Origin of the sequence: Nonomuraea sp. NPDC050394, assembly GCF_044459065.1 — a bacterium.
In the GTDB taxonomy this organism is placed as follows: domain Bacteria; phylum Actinomycetota; class Actinomycetes; order Streptosporangiales; family Streptosporangiaceae; genus Nonomuraea.
In genome coordinates this window covers 102,270-115,843 of record NZ_JBITIO010000024.1, presented here as the reverse complement: position 1 = coordinate 115,843, position 13,574 = coordinate 102,270, and the positions used below count along the sequence as shown (strand labels likewise).

Below are 13,574 nucleotides of genomic sequence, written 5' to 3'. Positions count from 1 at the left end.
CAATGGTGACACAGCCACCCCGCGCGAACTTCCTGAGACCCTGACCGCTTAACCTGCAGACACAGGATCACGCGAAGGCTGATTCATACACCACGCCCGTGGACGTGACCCCATCGACGCTACCTGCCGGTAACCAGCGCAGATCGGAACGTTCTGAGTGATGAACCCTGGTGCGGCCAATCCAGGTCAGCGCCTCGTACTCGGCGAGCACCCAGATCCGGCCCCGAGCCACCTCCCCATGGCGTTCGCCACCTCAACCCCGGGCCCATCGAACCGCTGCAGGCCGTCGGCGAGCGCGGCCGCTCGGGGCGTGCGTGGCGGGTGGCCTGTCGGCATCCGAGCCGATCGTAGCCTGGCGGTAGCTCCCGCCGGGATGCGCGGAATGTGCTTGCGTCCAAAAGCCATGAGTACGGCTGGTGCCCCCTTGCCGAACCATCCGCAGGCCTGCAGTTACCAGGAGGTGAATAATCGCCATGCGCATTCATGGCTGATCGAGATGTCGGGTTCGGCTCCGGCGTCCTGCCGGCCTCTGAGAATGTCAGGCTGCGCGGGGGCGGGGAGGTTGCCAGGCACGGTCAGCTCGGTGGAGCGGGGCTGCGGCTGCATCGGCCGCATTGGATGTTGAGTCCTCGCCCGGTGCCCGCAGGTGTGCTCGTGAGGGCCAGCAGGACGTGGTTGTTCACGAGCTCGAAGATCGCCGCCTTGTACAGGTATGGGGTCGGGGTTTCGGTGACGTATTCGGTAGGGGTGGAGGCGACGAGGGCGGTCATCACGTTTCGTCGGCTGGAGTTCGTAGGTTCGGCGGCTGAGGTGGCCGGTGGTACAGGCTCACCTAGCCGATCTGGCAGCGTCTGCACGAGGTGCTGCTCGATCGACTGCGGGCCGCCGACGCTCTCGACTTCTCCCGCGCCGCAGTGGACTCCTCGCAGATCAGGGCGTTAAAGGGGGGCGCAGACCGGCCCGTCCCCGGTCGACCGCGGACGGGCCGGCAGCAAATACCATCTGATCACCGAGGCCACCGGCATTCCGCTGGCCGTGATCCTGACCGGCGCCGACCGCAACGACGTCACCCAGCTTCGTCCACTGCTGGAGGCCATCCCGAAGGTGCGTGGCAACCGCGGCCGTCCCCGCCAGCGCCCTGACGTCGTCCTCGCCGACCGCGGCCACGACAAGTACCGCAAGCTGGTGCGCGAACTGCAGATCCGCCCCCTGATCGCCCGTCGCGGCACCGAACACGGCTCCGGCCTCGGCAAACAACGATGGGTCGTCGAGCAGACCTTCGCCCTGCTGCACGCCTTCCGACGCCTGCGCATCCGCTGGGAAGTCCGCGCCGACATCCACGAGGTATTTCTCCGGCCGGCCTGCGCACTCATCTGCTGGCGACGTCTCACCTCATTGCGTTAGCAGCTCTACGGCTGCTACCGATGACCGATCGGGACGGGGATGTCGAGATTCTCGCCCTGCGTCAGCAGGTCATGGTCTTGGAACGGCAGCTCGGCGCCGATACCTGGGTGAGGTTCGCTCCTGAGGAGTGTGTCTTCGTGGCCGCCCTTCTGGCCTCGTTGCCTCGAGCGCTCCTGCGTCGCTTGTCGTCCGCCCGGACACCATCCAGCGCCGGCACCGCGAGATCGTGAAGCGGCGGCATGCGCGTACCTGCCGGCCGAAGCGGCGCGGGCGTCCGCCGACGGCCCGCTCCATCCGCACGCTCATCCTGCGTCTGGTTCTGGAGAACCCGTCCTGGGGATATCGGCGGGGGCATGGCGAGTTGACCACGCTCGGCCTCAAGGTCACCGCTTCCACGGTCTGGGAGATCCTGCAGCAGGAAGGGATCGACCCGGCACCCGAGCGAGTGTCGACCACCTGGGCCGACTTCCTGCGCTCGCAAGCCGACGCTCGTCTGGCCTGCGACTTCATCGAGACCATCACCCTGAGCGGACAGCGCCAGTACAACCTGGCCGTCATCGAGCACACCGGCCGACGCTACGACGCGTCCGTGTGCTCGGCACCACCGCTCACCCGACCGCGGCTTGGGTCACCCAAGCGATAAGGAATCTCGTGCTGGATCTGGAGGATGCGGGTTGCCGGGCGCGCTTTCTGATCCGCGACCCGGACGGCACGTTCCCCGCTCTAATGGAGAAGATCCTCGCCGAAGCCGGGATCCAGACCGTGCTCGTCGGTATCCGGATGCCGCGGATGAACTCCGTCATGGAGAGGTGGGTGCAGACGTGCCGTTGCGGGCGGACCGATGTCTGTTGTGGAACGAACGCCATCTACGCCACGCGCTGGGCGAGTACGAGAACTTCTACAACCGGCATCGAGCCCATCAAGCCGTCGGCCAGGCAGCTCCGCCACGCGCTATCCCCATCCCGATCACCGAGCCGGTACGCATCCTCCGACGCGACCGGCTCGGAGGAATCCTTCAGGAATACTCACATGCCGCTTGACCCGCACGGATGCAATTTTCGGCAGGCGCACAGCCGGCTACAGCCTTGGCACCACCGTCAGCCGACCCATCGCCCCCACGACACCGCACCCCAGCAGTTGCCGTGACTTGTCACCATGCGCAGAATCCTGCGCCTTTCCTGCAGAAGCCTTCCGGATCGGGCATCAGGCCCGATACCACGAACAGACATCCTGCAGACCACGGAGAACAGCAGCGCGGCTGCCGGCAGATCTGAGGCCGTCGATGACCCCGAAACGGAACGGGTCACGTCAGCTTGATCTCTTGATGGTGCTCCGGATGCCGTGCATGACCTCTTCACAGTGATCTTTGTCGAGGTGGACATCCCCCGGAAGAGAAAGGCCAGCACGTGACTCAGCAGTTTCAGGACCACCACGCCTGCCCACAGGATCTCAGGCGCGAGCTGGCCAATCACCTGGCCGACTGGGCTCCGCGCACAGGAATCGCGGTGGAGGCCTGAGTGGCCGGCCGCCGACGACGCCTCCGTCTGGCTGTGGCAATACGCGGCGGGATGGTCAGCGCGTACACCCGTCAAACCTGGAGTGCGCAGCGTGAACTTCTTTGACACCCCGAAACCCGTCCACGCCGCGGTCGACCTCGTGGCGGGAGATGTTCGGCTCGTGGCGGAGCGCCGCGCCGGCACGCGGGTCAGGGTGAATCCGCTCGACCCGGCCGACGACGACGACGTGAGCGCGGCCGGCCTGACCGAGGTGGAGTGCTCCGGCGGTCACCTGAGGGTGCGTGGACCGCGCCGGGGCGCGGTCGAGGTGGAGATTCAGCTCCCCGAAGGCTCCGGCCTGGAGATCGACCTGTCGGCCGGCCGGGTGCGCAGCCATGGCCGGCTTGGGGAGACCAGGGTCCACAGCGGCCACGGCGGGATCCGGCTCGGCCAGACGGCCGGGCTCGAGGTGGAGTCCGGCTCGGGCGAGGTGTGTGTCGCCGCGGTCGAGGGCCCGGCCGTCATCATGATGCGGAACGGTGACCTGTGCCTCGGCGAGGTCGCCGGCGCTCTGCGGGTCACGACCGCCCGGGGCCGGATCGTGGTCGAGCGGGCCCACGACGACGTCGAGGTCACGACCGGGGACGGCGACATCGGGATCGGCGAGGTGGCCAGGGGCTCGGTGACGCTCACGGCCTCGGGGCGGATCGAGGTGGGCGTCAGAAGGAGCAGCGGCGCCCGGCTCAGCCTCGACTCCACCTACGGCGTCGTGCGCAACCTGCTGGCGGCGTGGCCGCCGCCCGAGGAGAGCGTGGAGATCCACGCCTCGGCCACGTTCGGCGACGTGGTGGTGAAACGTCACGTACAGAAGTAGGCGCGCGCCGAGAAGATTGCGCCCGCCGATAAATCCATCCGTGCAGGACAAGCGGCATGTGAGTACTCGTGGAGGATTGCGCCTACCGGCAATTTGCTGCCGCCCAGGTCATAACCCTGCCAGGGCTGCGCTTGGCGTGCGCGAGCTCCGGCGGCCAAGCGAGGCAAACGCGTGCGGCATGATGATCGGCCGTGCTCCTCCGCCAGGCCTCCCTCACCATCACCAACACATTCGCCGCGCTGCCGCTCCTGCCCATGAGCGATCGGGACAAGGACGTCGAGATGCTCGCCCTGCGCCATCAGATCACCGTCCTTGAACGGCAGCTCGGCTCCGGCAGCAGAGTGAGATTCGCGCCAGAGGACCGGGCCTTTCTCGCCGCTCTTCTGACATCACTGCCCCGCGACGCTCTACGACGACTGCGGCCCCTCGTCCGCGATGGCCGAGTCGTTCTTTTCCGCCCTGAAGACCGAGTGGCTCAACCGCTACGTGTTCACCTCTCGGGCAAAGGCGAAACGGCAGGTCATCCGCTACATCGAAGGGTTCTGCAACCGGCGGCGCCCGCACCCGGCGCTGGGCTACCGGCCGCCCCAGGAGGTCCTTAACGAGCACGATTCATCCCAGTTAGCCGCATAGGCCACGCCCACAAACTGGCTATCCGGAAAGAGCTGGGCCCTCAGCACGCCCTGCACGAGTATGAACAGTTTTACCATCGGCACCGCGCCCATCAAGCCCTTGCCCAGGCGGCCCCGCTGCGTCCCGTCCCGGATCCGATCATCGATCAGGAGCGGATCGCGAGCTTGACCATCCGCCGACGAGACCGGCTCGGCGGAATACTCCACGCGTACTCACATGCGGCTTGATCTGCACGGATGGAATTTTCGGCAGGCGCAATGCCGGTGCAGGGCGGCGCGTTGCTGTCGTGGTGGGCGGGCGGCCTGCTGTTCTCCGCCTACGTCGCGGCCCTGGTGACGGCCGCCCGCCTGATCACGCTACGCCGGGACATCACGTGAGCGCGGGACGCTCCGGGAAAGAGGGTCGTTCACGGTCGCACTCGGAACCGGGAGCCCCTGCGTGCCGGCCCGGACCCACCGACACGCAGGGCAGCGGCCGTCCACATGCTGAGTGCGCCGGTGCTCTTGCGAATGCCGACACCTACTTTGTCGTCATTCCGGAACGTTTCCTGATCTCGCCGAGGGTGAGCTGGCTGGCGCGGATGTCGGAGATCAACACGTACGCGACCAGCAGGAGGCCGAGACATAGAGCGGCGGCGCCCCACCAGGGGATCTCGGCGAGCAGCAGGTAGCCGTCGCGGTTGCTCAGGGACCTGATCACCACCGTGACCGCGGCCACCACCACGATGCTCATCAGCCAGCTCCGCAGGCGTGGCAGGCTCCCCCTGTTCCACAACCGGATCCGCCACGTCATGAACACGGCCAGCACGCCGAGCAGCGCGCAGAATCCGATCAGCCACCAGGGCAGCGCGAACGACTGCTGTTCGGCGATCCGCGCCTGGGCGGCGCGCAGCTCGGCCTCGGCCTTGCGCTGGGCCGTGACGGCGGCGTCGAGCTGCTTCTTGAGCTGCGCCACGCTCTTCTCCTGACGCGCGGGCGGCGGCGTGGCGGCCTCGGTCGGCAACATGCGCGCCACGACGGTCAACATGATCGCGACGAACGCCAGCGCCAGCACGATGGCCATGAACAGGTCGATGAACCGCAGGTCGAGCGGCGGCGCGAACGACCTGGCCGGACGCTTCCTCACGGCTCCCTCACCAGCGTGTACCTCTGGGGCCTGCTCTCGGCGGCGCTCAGTCGTTCCACCGCCGTACGCAGCGCGTCGAGGCCCTTGACCAGCTCCTCCGTGCTGCCCCTGGACTGGGCCAGTTCCTGCGTCAGCCCCTGCATGGCCGGAGCCGTCCGCTTCGCGGGCAGCCGCGCGACATAGGTCAGGAACACCTCGTCCGCGGCCACCACGCCGGCCCGCTCGGCCCGCTCGACCAGCGCCATCGCGCCGAACGCGAGCACACTCAGGAACAACGCGATCAGCGTGACGCCGAACGCCGACGCCAGCTCCGGCAGCACATGCTGCTTGAGCGCGGTGATCAGCACGGACGGGTCGCCCTGGCTGTCCAGGGCACTGGAGAACGAGCTGACCATCTCGGCCATCGTCAGGGCGGTGCCGATGAAACCGAAGACCGGCAGCGCCCAGATGAGCGTGTGGTCAAGGTGGTGCTTGTTGGCTATCTCGCCGTCGTCCAGGGCTGAGCGCGCGCTCAGCACCGCCTCGCAGTCGTTGCCGGCCTCGGCCGCCTCCCGGAACAGCTTGAGCCGCCGCGCCACGAGCGTGTCCTCGTTCGCCTTTACGGCCTGAACGTTCACCCTGGCCCGGGTGATGGCGGCGTTCTCCCGCCGGATGTCCGGCACCGCCCGCGCGATCCTGAGCATCGTGGTCAGGAACACCCCGATGATCACCGTGACAACCAGCTCCGCGGCCGCCGGGGCCGTGGTCGCCCCCACGGACACCAGCACCGTTTCCACCACTCCGGCCACCATCAGCAGCACGGAGCCGATCAGGGCGACCACCGGCGCGAACACCGAGTGATGCCAGTTGTACCTTGACACTCGTCAACCTCACTCCGGCACAAGAACTGTCAAAGCAATACCCAAGCACACGTAAAGCGACTATTGGTGACAGGGAGGCATCAGATCGCTGAGAGGCCGCTGCGCGAGTTGATGTCCCTTTCGCCGCTTGGGGTTGATCGAGCAGGCTGGCCGGGAGCGTGGCGGTAGAGTTACGAACGCGGCTGACAAACAGTCCGGGCAGTTTGGCGGGGTCGGCTGCGCGGGCGAGCGCGGCGCAGTTGGCGGCGTGGTCGAACAGGTCGTGGATCGAGGCTGCGGCGCCTTTGATCTCGGGCGTCATCCAGGAGTGGTCAGCCACCGTCAGGTCCTATCGATGCGGATGACGGCGGGCACCGGGAGGTCGAGGGCGCGGACCGCGGCTGCGGTGAGGAGCGCGGCCTGCCGGTCGCTCATGAGGTGGAACTTGAAGCGGTTCTCGCCGAGCGCGACGGCGAAGTCGAGGGCCGCTCGTTGAGTGATGCTGCTCTTGTCGAACGCGGCGCCTCGTGGACGCGGTCGCGTGCTCCGGCGTGCAGCCAAGGTGGTCATCGCCTGGGGGCCGGACAGCCCCTGCATGACCATCGCGGCCAAGGGTCGGGTCAGTTGGCGCTGGGCACGAGGCCATCAGCGCTTCGACGGCCTCAGGAAGTGCTGACCACCTCAGGTCAGCGTGTCGGTCACCGCGCTCACCCTGATCCGGTCCTGGCCAGCGAGCCGTCATCCACAGCCGAGACCAGACTCAGGCCCGCCCCCGCTTGACCTGCGGCAACGAGGCTCGAATGTCCACCGTTGCACCACTCCTACCGACACCCCGTGTTCGCCCCGCAACGTCCACGTCGCAGCGTCGCGACCCTCCGCTTCTTGGCCGACTGCGCCTGCCGACAATCCCGTCCGGCCAGGTCAGGGTCTTGTGGAGCGCAGAATGGCGTGGGTGTCTTCCAACGCCAAGGGAGCGAATCGATGTGCGGCATGATGATCGTTCGTGCTTCGCCTGGCCTGTCTCACTGTCACGAACGCCTTCGCCGCGCTACGGCTGCTGCCAACGAGTGATCGGGACAAGGATGTTGAGATTCTCGCTCTGCGTCATCAGATCATGGTTCTGCAACGGCAGTTCGGTGCCGATGTACGGGTGAGATTCGCCCCCCCGAAGACCGCATCTTCTTGACGGCGCTCCTGACCTCGTTGCCCCGCGCGGTCCTGCGTCGGCTGCGGCTTGTCGTCCGCCCGGACACCATCCTGCGCTGGCATCGCGAGATCGTGAGGCGGCATGCCCGTACCTGCCGGCCGAAGCGACCTGGGCGCCCGCCCACGGTGCGTTCTATCCGTGCGCTCGTGCTGCGCCTGGTCCGGGAGAACCCGTCCTGGGCTACCGGCGGGTGCACGGCGAACTCACCATGCCCGGCCTTAAGGTCGCGCCGTCCACGGTCTGGGAGATCCTCAAGCAGGAAGGCATCGACCCGCCACCCGAGCGGGCCTCCACCACCTGGGCCGACTTCCTGCGCTCACAAGCCGACGCCCTTCTGGCTTGCGATGTCATGGAGACCATCACCCTGAGCGGGCAGCGCCCGTACATCCTGGCCGTCATCGAGCACGCCACCAGACGCGTCCGTGTGCTCGGCACCACCGCGGATTGAGTTACCCAGGCGGTAGGAAACCTCGTCATGGATCCGGAGGACGCGGGCTGCCGGGCACGGTTCCTGATCCGAGATCGCGACGGCAAGTTTCCCGCTCTCGTGGAGGAGATTCTCACCGGCGTCGGCATCCAGACCGTACTCACTGGTATCCGGATGCCACGGAGGACTCCATCATGGAGCGGTGGGTGCAGACCTGCCGTGGCGAACTTCTGGACCGATGTCTGCTCTGGGATGAAGGCCATCTACGGCACGCCCTGACCGAGTACGAGCGCTTCTCCAATGAGCATCGCGCCCACCAGGCCCTCGACCAGGAGGCCCCACTCCGCGCTGTCCCATCCCGATCACCGAACCAGCGCGCATCATCGACCTGAACATCCACCGACGCGACCGGCTCGGCGAAGTCCTCCACGAGTACTCACATGTCGCTTGAACTGCACGGATGTAATTTTGGGCGGGCGCAGGACGAACTTTCGGCACTCACAGCGCTGGCGGCGCGATTGAAGCTGCCGTGCTTGGCCACCTCGCGCAGGATGCTCAGCCGATGAACGTCGATCAACAGTTCTCCTAATGGCCGATTGAGTGGATCGTCACTACCGCTGTCGACTACGTAGTCGGCATCCTGATGCCATGAACGAGATCTGCGTCATCGGCGGCAGCCGCGACTTCGGGAGGCGGCTGGCCGAGAACCTGCGCGACCACGGAGCCCGCGTCACGGTCGTCAACCGGGACTCGTCCGCGCCGCCCGAAGGGGTCACCCACCTGCGCAATGGCCGGGGTGACGAGAAGGGCATGCGGCTGGCGCCGCCAGCCGTGCGAGTCATGTGGAGCGCGGACCTCCCTTGTTCGCCTCCTGTCCCGAAGGCACATGGGAGGTCCATGGTGAGGAAGCGTCCGAAGCTGTTCATCGGGATGGCGGCCGCGTCGGCGGTTGTCCTCAGTTCGGGCAGGAGCCAAGCGGCGCAGGCAGCGCAGCTCAACTCGGCAGGTGGCCGGACAGCCAGCCTTGAGTCTGCCCGGTTGGCGTGCGTACGGGTAATCAACGATCGGTTCTAAGGAGATGGACATGTTCGGCAAGAGGACCGGCGCCACCCTGGGGATCATCGCCGCCACGACTTTCGCCCTCAGCACGCTGACCGCGAACCCGGCAGCTGCATCAGGTCAGTCAGCGGCGGCCGGACAGGCCGGTGTGCCGTCGTGCGTCGACTACTGGGTGTGGACCTACCGCACGGCCAAGCACGTCACCATCGCCAACAACTGCCGCTACAGGGTCAGGATCAAGGTGGTCATCGCCTGGGGGCCGGACAGCCCCTGCATGACCATCGCGGCCAAGGGTCGGGTCAGTTGGCGCTGGGCACGAGGCCATCAGCGCTTCGACGGCCTCAGGAAGTGCTGACCACCTCAGGTCAGCGTGTCGGTCACCGCGCTCACCCTGATCCGGTCCTGGCCAGCGAGCCGTCATCCACAGCCGAGACCAGACTCATCGGATGGCGGTGCGGCGCCGGGGGCTACGTGCCGGGCAGATCGCGGCCAAGGCCCTGGCTCCAGTCGGCCGGCGCCCAGCAGGTTCGGACCGACCTCGGCCCCGCGTACGATCGTTGTGGCCGCCTTTCGCGAGGCTCGGGGGCGGGCTCGCTCAGCGCGGCCAGGCGTCACGGGGGACGCGGTAGAGGACGCGTGGCGTCGCGAACCAGTCCCGGTCGAGGTACCGGCCCGTGATCCGCCCCGCCAGGATGAGGAAGTACTCCACCAGCTCCTGCAACCCGGCGTCACCCAGGTCCAGGTCCTGGGCGTAATCCTGGAACACATCCGCTCCTACCCTGCCCAAATCCTCTCCGTTGTGGTAGTAGAGCATCCCCTCGTCGGCAAGCCTGTACACGTCGGCCATGTGCCATGAGTGAGGATGCTCTTTCCTTCCGCGCTTGCTTCTTCGGACAGTGTGAAGCCCCTGTTCATGGTGACTGAGACAGACCAGCCCGGAGAGTGCGTCCCGATCCAGGCCAGAGTTTCCTGCTCGTCATTGTCGATCAGGTCGAATGCGGTATCGAGATCGCAGAGAACTCCAGAGCCTGGATCCACCCGGAAGCGCTCTGCGGCTTCATCGATCTTCTCCGTATCGATCCATGCCACATCGAAGCGGTTGTTCAGACGGTACTCATCCAGGAGATCCCACTGGCTCTCTGCGGGCATCGCGTGTGACGGGTTCAACAGACAGTTCTTTTCGAGGTTCGAGTAAGTCTGTGAGTGGAGGCGGATGACCGCCTCCACTCACAGACATTCGGCTGGGCTACCTGAGCTTTGTCCGGATCAGCTCACGATCTTGACCCAGAACTGGTCGCCGGTCACGACACGATAGTCGGCATAGAAGCTGTCGAGAGCTTCCCGATGATCCCGGTTGTGATTCGTGGGAACCGCTTGGAGGGAGTAGTTCCCGTCCTTCGTGCCGGCTTCTTCCTTCGTCGATGCGAACGGATACTCGTCACACTGAAGCCAGCCCGCCCGCGGAACCCCGTAGTCCTATTTCGTCGCCGTCTTGTATTCATCCCAGAAGTAGTACTTGCAGTGATTCACTGGAAGAAGCTCCGGTTGTAATTCCCGCCGTCAGTGTTGACCTTGGTCAGCGCCGCACCGCCCCTGGCCCAGTTTCCGGGGATCACTTTGCTGATGGGGCTCACCGTGCTGGGTCTTCAGAGGTAAATGCATCGGGTCGGCCCAGTTGTGGCCGGGGCGCTTCGGCGGCGCGGTGCCCGCGTTGACCGACGGGTTGAGCGCCTTCTCGATGTGCTTGATGACTTCGAGGAAGGTGGCGTTCCTGCTCTTGGACATTACAAACACGCGGGAGACGCCGAGGTTGATGCAACCACCTTTCCGTTGCCGCCTTCCGAACCCGGCTTTCTCCCAGTCGCACGCACCGCTGCCGACCTCGGCTTGGCGGATCCAGTCGCGCACCGCGGTCTCAGTCAGATCGAAGTCCTTGGCCACCTGGCCGACCGAGCGGTCACCACGCCAGCACAACTCGACGATCTCGGCCTTGAACTCCCGAGTGAACGAGCGGCGCGGACGCGGCTTCTTCGTCCCCATGCTCTCCATCATGGACATCCCTACGATCGATTTGTCTGGAGTGAGTCGCTCTGGATGCCCAGGACGACGGGGTGTGGCTGATGGACGTCCCCTGCTGCTGTTGTGGCTTGGAGGGAATAGCCACCCCGTCGTTCTGGACGCCCTGGCCGCTGTTTGAGATCTGATGCGAATCGTCGCTGTTAGGGACCTGCCGGCGGGGTCGTCCACGGGGTTGACCTGCGAAACGAGAAGGCGGGCCAGGGGACGGCGACGAGCGGGTGGATCGGCACCGACGCGGGCAAGAGCAGCCACCACGCGGTGGCGATCGATGCGGCGGGCAAGAAGCTGTGGTCGGTCAAGGTCGGCAACGGCCAGCGGCGGATCGAGGAGCTGATCGATCGCGCCACGCGGACGGCCACCAAGACCGATCGTCAGGCGCTGTGGGCGGTGAACCTGGTCAGCCCGGTCGCCGCATTGCTGCTGGCCACTCTGCTGACCAGCGGCCAGAACGTGGTCTATGTGCCCGGCCGGATGGCCCACGGGATGGCCGGGATCTTCCGCGGTGAGGGTAAACCGACGCCAAGGAGGTCCGGATCATCGCCGACACCGCCCGCATGCGCGGCGAGCTGACCGATCTCACCGCCACCGGCGAGCTGGTAGTCGAGCTGACCCGTCTCACCTCCTACCGAGCCGACGTGATGGCCGACTGGGTTCGCTGCGTCGACCGGCTGGGCGACCTGCTCACCGGCATCTTCCCGTCGTTGGAGGCCAGCTTTGACTTCTCCATCCGCTCGGCGCTGATCCTCGTATCGGGTACTGAACGTCCGAGGAGATCCGTCAGGGCCGGCACGACGGGCTGACCGCCTTCCTGCAAGAGCGGGGCGCCTGGCACAAAGGCATCGACGCGATGGCCGTCACCGCACTGGCGGCCTTCGTCCAGCAGACGGTCGCGCTGCCCGGCGAAGCCATCACAGCGATCCTGGTCAAGAAGCTCGCACGTCAACTGCTGGGGCTGGATCGGGAGATCAAGGACACCGACAAGCTGATCGCTGAACGGTTTCGCCCGCACCCGCAGGCGCACATCATCGAGAGCCTGCCCGGCATGGGACCGCTGCTCGGGGCCCGGTTCCTCGTGGCCACCGGCGGTAATGTCCAGGCGGCCTTCACCCACTCGGGCCGACTGGCCTCCTACGCCGGGCTGGCCCCAGTGCCGTGCGATTCGGGCCGCGTGACCGGCAACAACCGCCGGCCCAAGCGGTTCAACCGGCCGCTGCGCCAGGTGTTCTACATGGCCGCGCTGTCCAGTATCCGCGCCGATGGCCTTTCCAGGGCCTTCTACCAGCGCAAACGGGAAGAGAACAAGCTCCATACCCAGGCCGTACTCGCACTCGCGCGCCGACTGGTCGACGTGCTGTGGGTCCTGCTGCGCGACAACCGGGTCTTTCGCCGGTCCCTCCACAGCGGGTCACGGCTCTCGCCGCTTGACGTGGTCATTGAGATTCCTTCCGGAGACGAACCCCTGATCTCGGATGTCCGTCAAACCGGATCAAGCCCAGGAGCACTGCGGTCAGACTGGCGGGCACGTGCAGCGGCAGTTCCCGCTTGGCGCAAGCGCAGGATCGATCCCAAGACGCGCCGCTCGTATGAGGCGCATACCCGGGCTCTACTTCATCCCTTATCTGGGTGAGATCCGGCTGGATCGGTTGCGGGTGTCGGACGTCACGGGGATGTTTGATGCGAGCGAGGAGTTCAACGACGTCATTAGCAAGGTCAGACGCCGCAGCAGGCCTGCATCTACCAGATGCCGAGGGGAACGCGGCACAGAAGATGACGTCTGTCGAACCATTCCTCGGTGAGAGGCATACCGGTAATACGGCCGATCACCGTGAGATAGGCGTCCTCCTGGGCCCCCGACGGCCCGTCGAATGACAGACCTGCCATGTTGCGCGCGAACAGCCCGCCAGGCTGTGTCGGCGTGTGGTTGAACGCGTGGATGTCATCTGTTCTCTGGGTGTTCTCTACAAGCACGAGATCTTCGATTCCCTCCACTTCTGTGACGCACATGAACAGCAGCCGCTCGCCGTCTCTGGTGAGGCTGGCGTGGACGGCGGGGTGGGCGGCATAGTTTCCGCTGATCTGCAGGATGTGTGTCCACTGCGGGCCATGGCGTCCCACCCAGAGAGCTTCCTCGGGCTCGTCCCCAACTCCGAAAGGGTAGCTCAGCATTGCTGAAGGGAAATCGCTGCGAGATATGGTTTCGGTACCGAGTCGGCGCGCCACTTCTTCTTCATCAGAATGGTCGATCCACACGCTGATGAAGTACTCTTCTAGGCCTTTAGTTCGGACAATGTTCCAAATGTGTCCGGACACAGTTCCTTCGTTCTCGAATGGTATGGGTGACAGTAAGCGGGCTGCCCAGCCTACAGCCGAAACTGTGGGCTGGGCAGCCTCCTGGGCATTTCAACTCGGGCATGACGCGTACCAGGAACGG

15 protein-coding genes and 3 pseudogenes are annotated in these 13,574 nt (G+C 65.9%); 9 read left to right on the top strand and 9 right to left on the bottom strand.

The window, feature by feature from the left end:
• Nucleotides 1–839: 839 nt before the first annotated feature.
• From ACIBKY_RS50805 to ACIBKY_RS50790, 4 genes and pseudogenes are all read left to right on the top strand, one after another.
• Nucleotides 840–1,404: pseudogene (locus ACIBKY_RS50805) on the top strand (IS5 family transposase); the annotation flags it as partial.
• A gap of 226 nt (nucleotides 1,405–1,630) precedes the next feature.
• Nucleotides 1,631–2,047, top strand: a complete 417-nt coding sequence (locus tag ACIBKY_RS50800) for a hypothetical protein (protein WP_397109144.1) — start codon at nucleotides 1,631–1,633, stop codon at nucleotides 2,045–2,047.
• A gap of 965 nt (nucleotides 2,048–3,012) precedes the next feature.
• Nucleotides 3,013–3,774, top strand: a complete 762-nt coding sequence (locus ACIBKY_RS50795; RefSeq protein WP_397109142.1) for a hypothetical protein — start codon at nucleotides 3,013–3,015, stop codon at nucleotides 3,772–3,774.
• Between the two features lie 435 nt (nucleotides 3,775–4,209).
• Nucleotides 4,210–4,407: an integrase core domain-containing protein gene (locus tag ACIBKY_RS50790; RefSeq protein ID WP_397109140.1), complete on the top strand. Its 198-nt coding sequence runs from the start codon at nucleotides 4,210–4,212 to the stop codon at nucleotides 4,405–4,407.
• Here the strand turns inward: ACIBKY_RS50790 and ACIBKY_RS50785 are convergent.
• Nucleotides 4,350–4,613 (bottom strand): hypothetical protein, encoded by a 264-nt coding sequence (locus ACIBKY_RS50785; RefSeq protein WP_397109153.1) that lies wholly within the window; start codon nucleotides 4,611–4,613, stop codon nucleotides 4,350–4,352. The genes ACIBKY_RS50790 and ACIBKY_RS50785 overlap by 58 nt on opposite strands.
• Nucleotides 4,614–4,643: 30 nt before the next feature.
• Here ACIBKY_RS50785 and ACIBKY_RS50780 point away from each other — a divergent pair, with 30 nt between their 5' ends.
• Complete coding sequence (locus tag ACIBKY_RS50780; protein WP_397109139.1) at nucleotides 4,644–4,784, top strand: hypothetical protein; 141 nt, start codon at nucleotides 4,644–4,646, stop codon at nucleotides 4,782–4,784.
• A gap of 142 nt (nucleotides 4,785–4,926) precedes the next feature.
• Here ACIBKY_RS50780 and ACIBKY_RS50775 read toward each other — a convergent pair whose 3' ends face one another.
• The 3 genes from ACIBKY_RS50775 to ACIBKY_RS50765 form a co-directional block, all read right to left on the bottom strand.
• Complete coding sequence (locus tag ACIBKY_RS50775; RefSeq protein ID WP_397109138.1) at nucleotides 4,927–5,532, bottom strand: hypothetical protein; 606 nt, start codon at nucleotides 5,530–5,532, stop codon at nucleotides 4,927–4,929.
• Entirely contained in the window at nucleotides 5,529–6,392 is an 864-nt protein-coding gene (locus ACIBKY_RS50770; RefSeq protein ID WP_397109137.1) for a hypothetical protein, read from the bottom strand. Before ACIBKY_RS50770 ends, ACIBKY_RS50775 begins: the two co-directional genes overlap by 4 nt.
• Before the next feature lie 321 nt (nucleotides 6,393–6,713).
• Nucleotides 6,714–6,974, bottom strand: coding sequence for a hypothetical protein (locus tag ACIBKY_RS50765; RefSeq protein WP_397109136.1), 261 nt, complete (start codon nucleotides 6,972–6,974; stop codon nucleotides 6,714–6,716).
• Between the two features lie 812 nt (nucleotides 6,975–7,786).
• Here ACIBKY_RS50765 and ACIBKY_RS50760 point away from each other — a divergent pair.
• The 3 genes from ACIBKY_RS50760 (at nucleotide 7,787) to ACIBKY_RS50750 (ending at nucleotide 9,419) form a co-directional block, all read left to right on the top strand.
• Nucleotides 7,787–8,026 carry a hypothetical protein gene (locus tag ACIBKY_RS50760; protein ID WP_397109135.1) on the top strand — a complete coding sequence of 80 codons (240 nt, stop codon included), beginning with the start codon at nucleotides 7,787–7,789 and terminating at the stop codon, nucleotides 8,024–8,026.
• A 627-nt stretch (nucleotides 8,027–8,653) separates the two neighbouring features.
• A complete protein-coding gene (locus ACIBKY_RS50755) occupies nucleotides 8,654–9,079 on the top strand; it encodes a hypothetical protein (RefSeq protein WP_397109134.1) in 426 nt (141 codons plus the stop codon).
• A 10-nt stretch (nucleotides 9,080–9,089) separates the two neighbouring features.
• Entirely contained in the window at nucleotides 9,090–9,419 is a 330-nt protein-coding gene (locus tag ACIBKY_RS50750) for a hypothetical protein (RefSeq protein WP_397109133.1), read from the top strand.
• Between the two features lie 240 nt (nucleotides 9,420–9,659).
• Here ACIBKY_RS50750 and ACIBKY_RS50745 read toward each other — a convergent pair whose 3' ends face one another.
• From ACIBKY_RS50745 to ACIBKY_RS50730, 4 genes and pseudogenes are all read right to left on the bottom strand, one after another.
• On the bottom strand, nucleotides 9,660–9,830 hold the full coding sequence (locus ACIBKY_RS50745; RefSeq protein WP_397109131.1) for a hypothetical protein: 171 nt from the start codon (nucleotides 9,828–9,830) through the stop codon (nucleotides 9,660–9,662).
• A gap of 8 nt (nucleotides 9,831–9,838) precedes the next feature.
• The gene (locus ACIBKY_RS50740) at nucleotides 9,839–10,291 is read right to left on the bottom strand and encodes a hypothetical protein (protein ID WP_397109129.1); all 453 of its coding nucleotides are present in this window, start codon (nucleotides 10,289–10,291) and stop codon (nucleotides 9,839–9,841) included.
• Nucleotides 10,292–10,330: 39 nt separating this feature from the next.
• Nucleotides 10,331–10,498, bottom strand: a pseudogene (locus ACIBKY_RS50735) (hypothetical protein); the annotation flags it as partial.
• Nucleotides 10,499–10,624: 126 nt separating this feature from the next.
• Entirely contained in the window at nucleotides 10,625–11,104 is a 480-nt protein-coding gene (locus ACIBKY_RS50730) for a transposase (RefSeq protein WP_397109127.1), read from the bottom strand.
• Nucleotides 11,105–11,320: 216 nt separating this feature from the next.
• Between ACIBKY_RS50730 and ACIBKY_RS50725 the strand changes: the two are divergent.
• Nucleotides 11,321–12,530, top strand: a pseudogene (locus ACIBKY_RS50725) (IS110 family transposase); the annotation flags it as partial.
• A gap of 347 nt (nucleotides 12,531–12,877) precedes the next feature.
• Here the strand turns inward: ACIBKY_RS50725 and ACIBKY_RS50720 are convergent.
• On the bottom strand, nucleotides 12,878–13,453 hold the full coding sequence (locus ACIBKY_RS50720) for a hypothetical protein (protein ID WP_397109125.1): 576 nt from the start codon (nucleotides 13,451–13,453) through the stop codon (nucleotides 12,878–12,880).
• Between the last annotated feature and the right edge of the window lie 121 nt (nucleotides 13,454–13,574).

Coding starts and splice junctions, on each gene's coding strand:
- ACIBKY_RS50790 (WP_397109140.1), top strand. CDS start 4,210: ATGGCCGAGTCGTTCTTTTCCGCCCTGAAGACCGAGTGGCTCAACCGC.
- ACIBKY_RS50765 (WP_397109136.1), bottom strand. CDS start 6,974: ATGGTCATGCAGGGGCTGTCCGGCCCCCAGGCGATGACCACCTTGGCT.
- ACIBKY_RS50755 (WP_397109134.1), top strand. CDS start 8,654: ATGAACGAGATCTGCGTCATCGGCGGCAGCCGCGACTTCGGGAGGCGG.
- ACIBKY_RS50730 (WP_397109127.1), bottom strand. CDS start 11,104: ATGGGGACGAAGAAGCCGCGTCCGCGCCGCTCGTTCACTCGGGAGTTC.
- ACIBKY_RS50760 (WP_397109135.1), top strand. CDS start 7,787: ATGCCCGGCCTTAAGGTCGCGCCGTCCACGGTCTGGGAGATCCTCAAG.
- ACIBKY_RS50780 (WP_397109139.1), top strand. CDS start 4,644: ATGGAATTTTCGGCAGGCGCAATGCCGGTGCAGGGCGGCGCGTTGCTG.
- ACIBKY_RS50750 (WP_397109133.1), top strand. CDS start 9,090: ATGTTCGGCAAGAGGACCGGCGCCACCCTGGGGATCATCGCCGCCACG.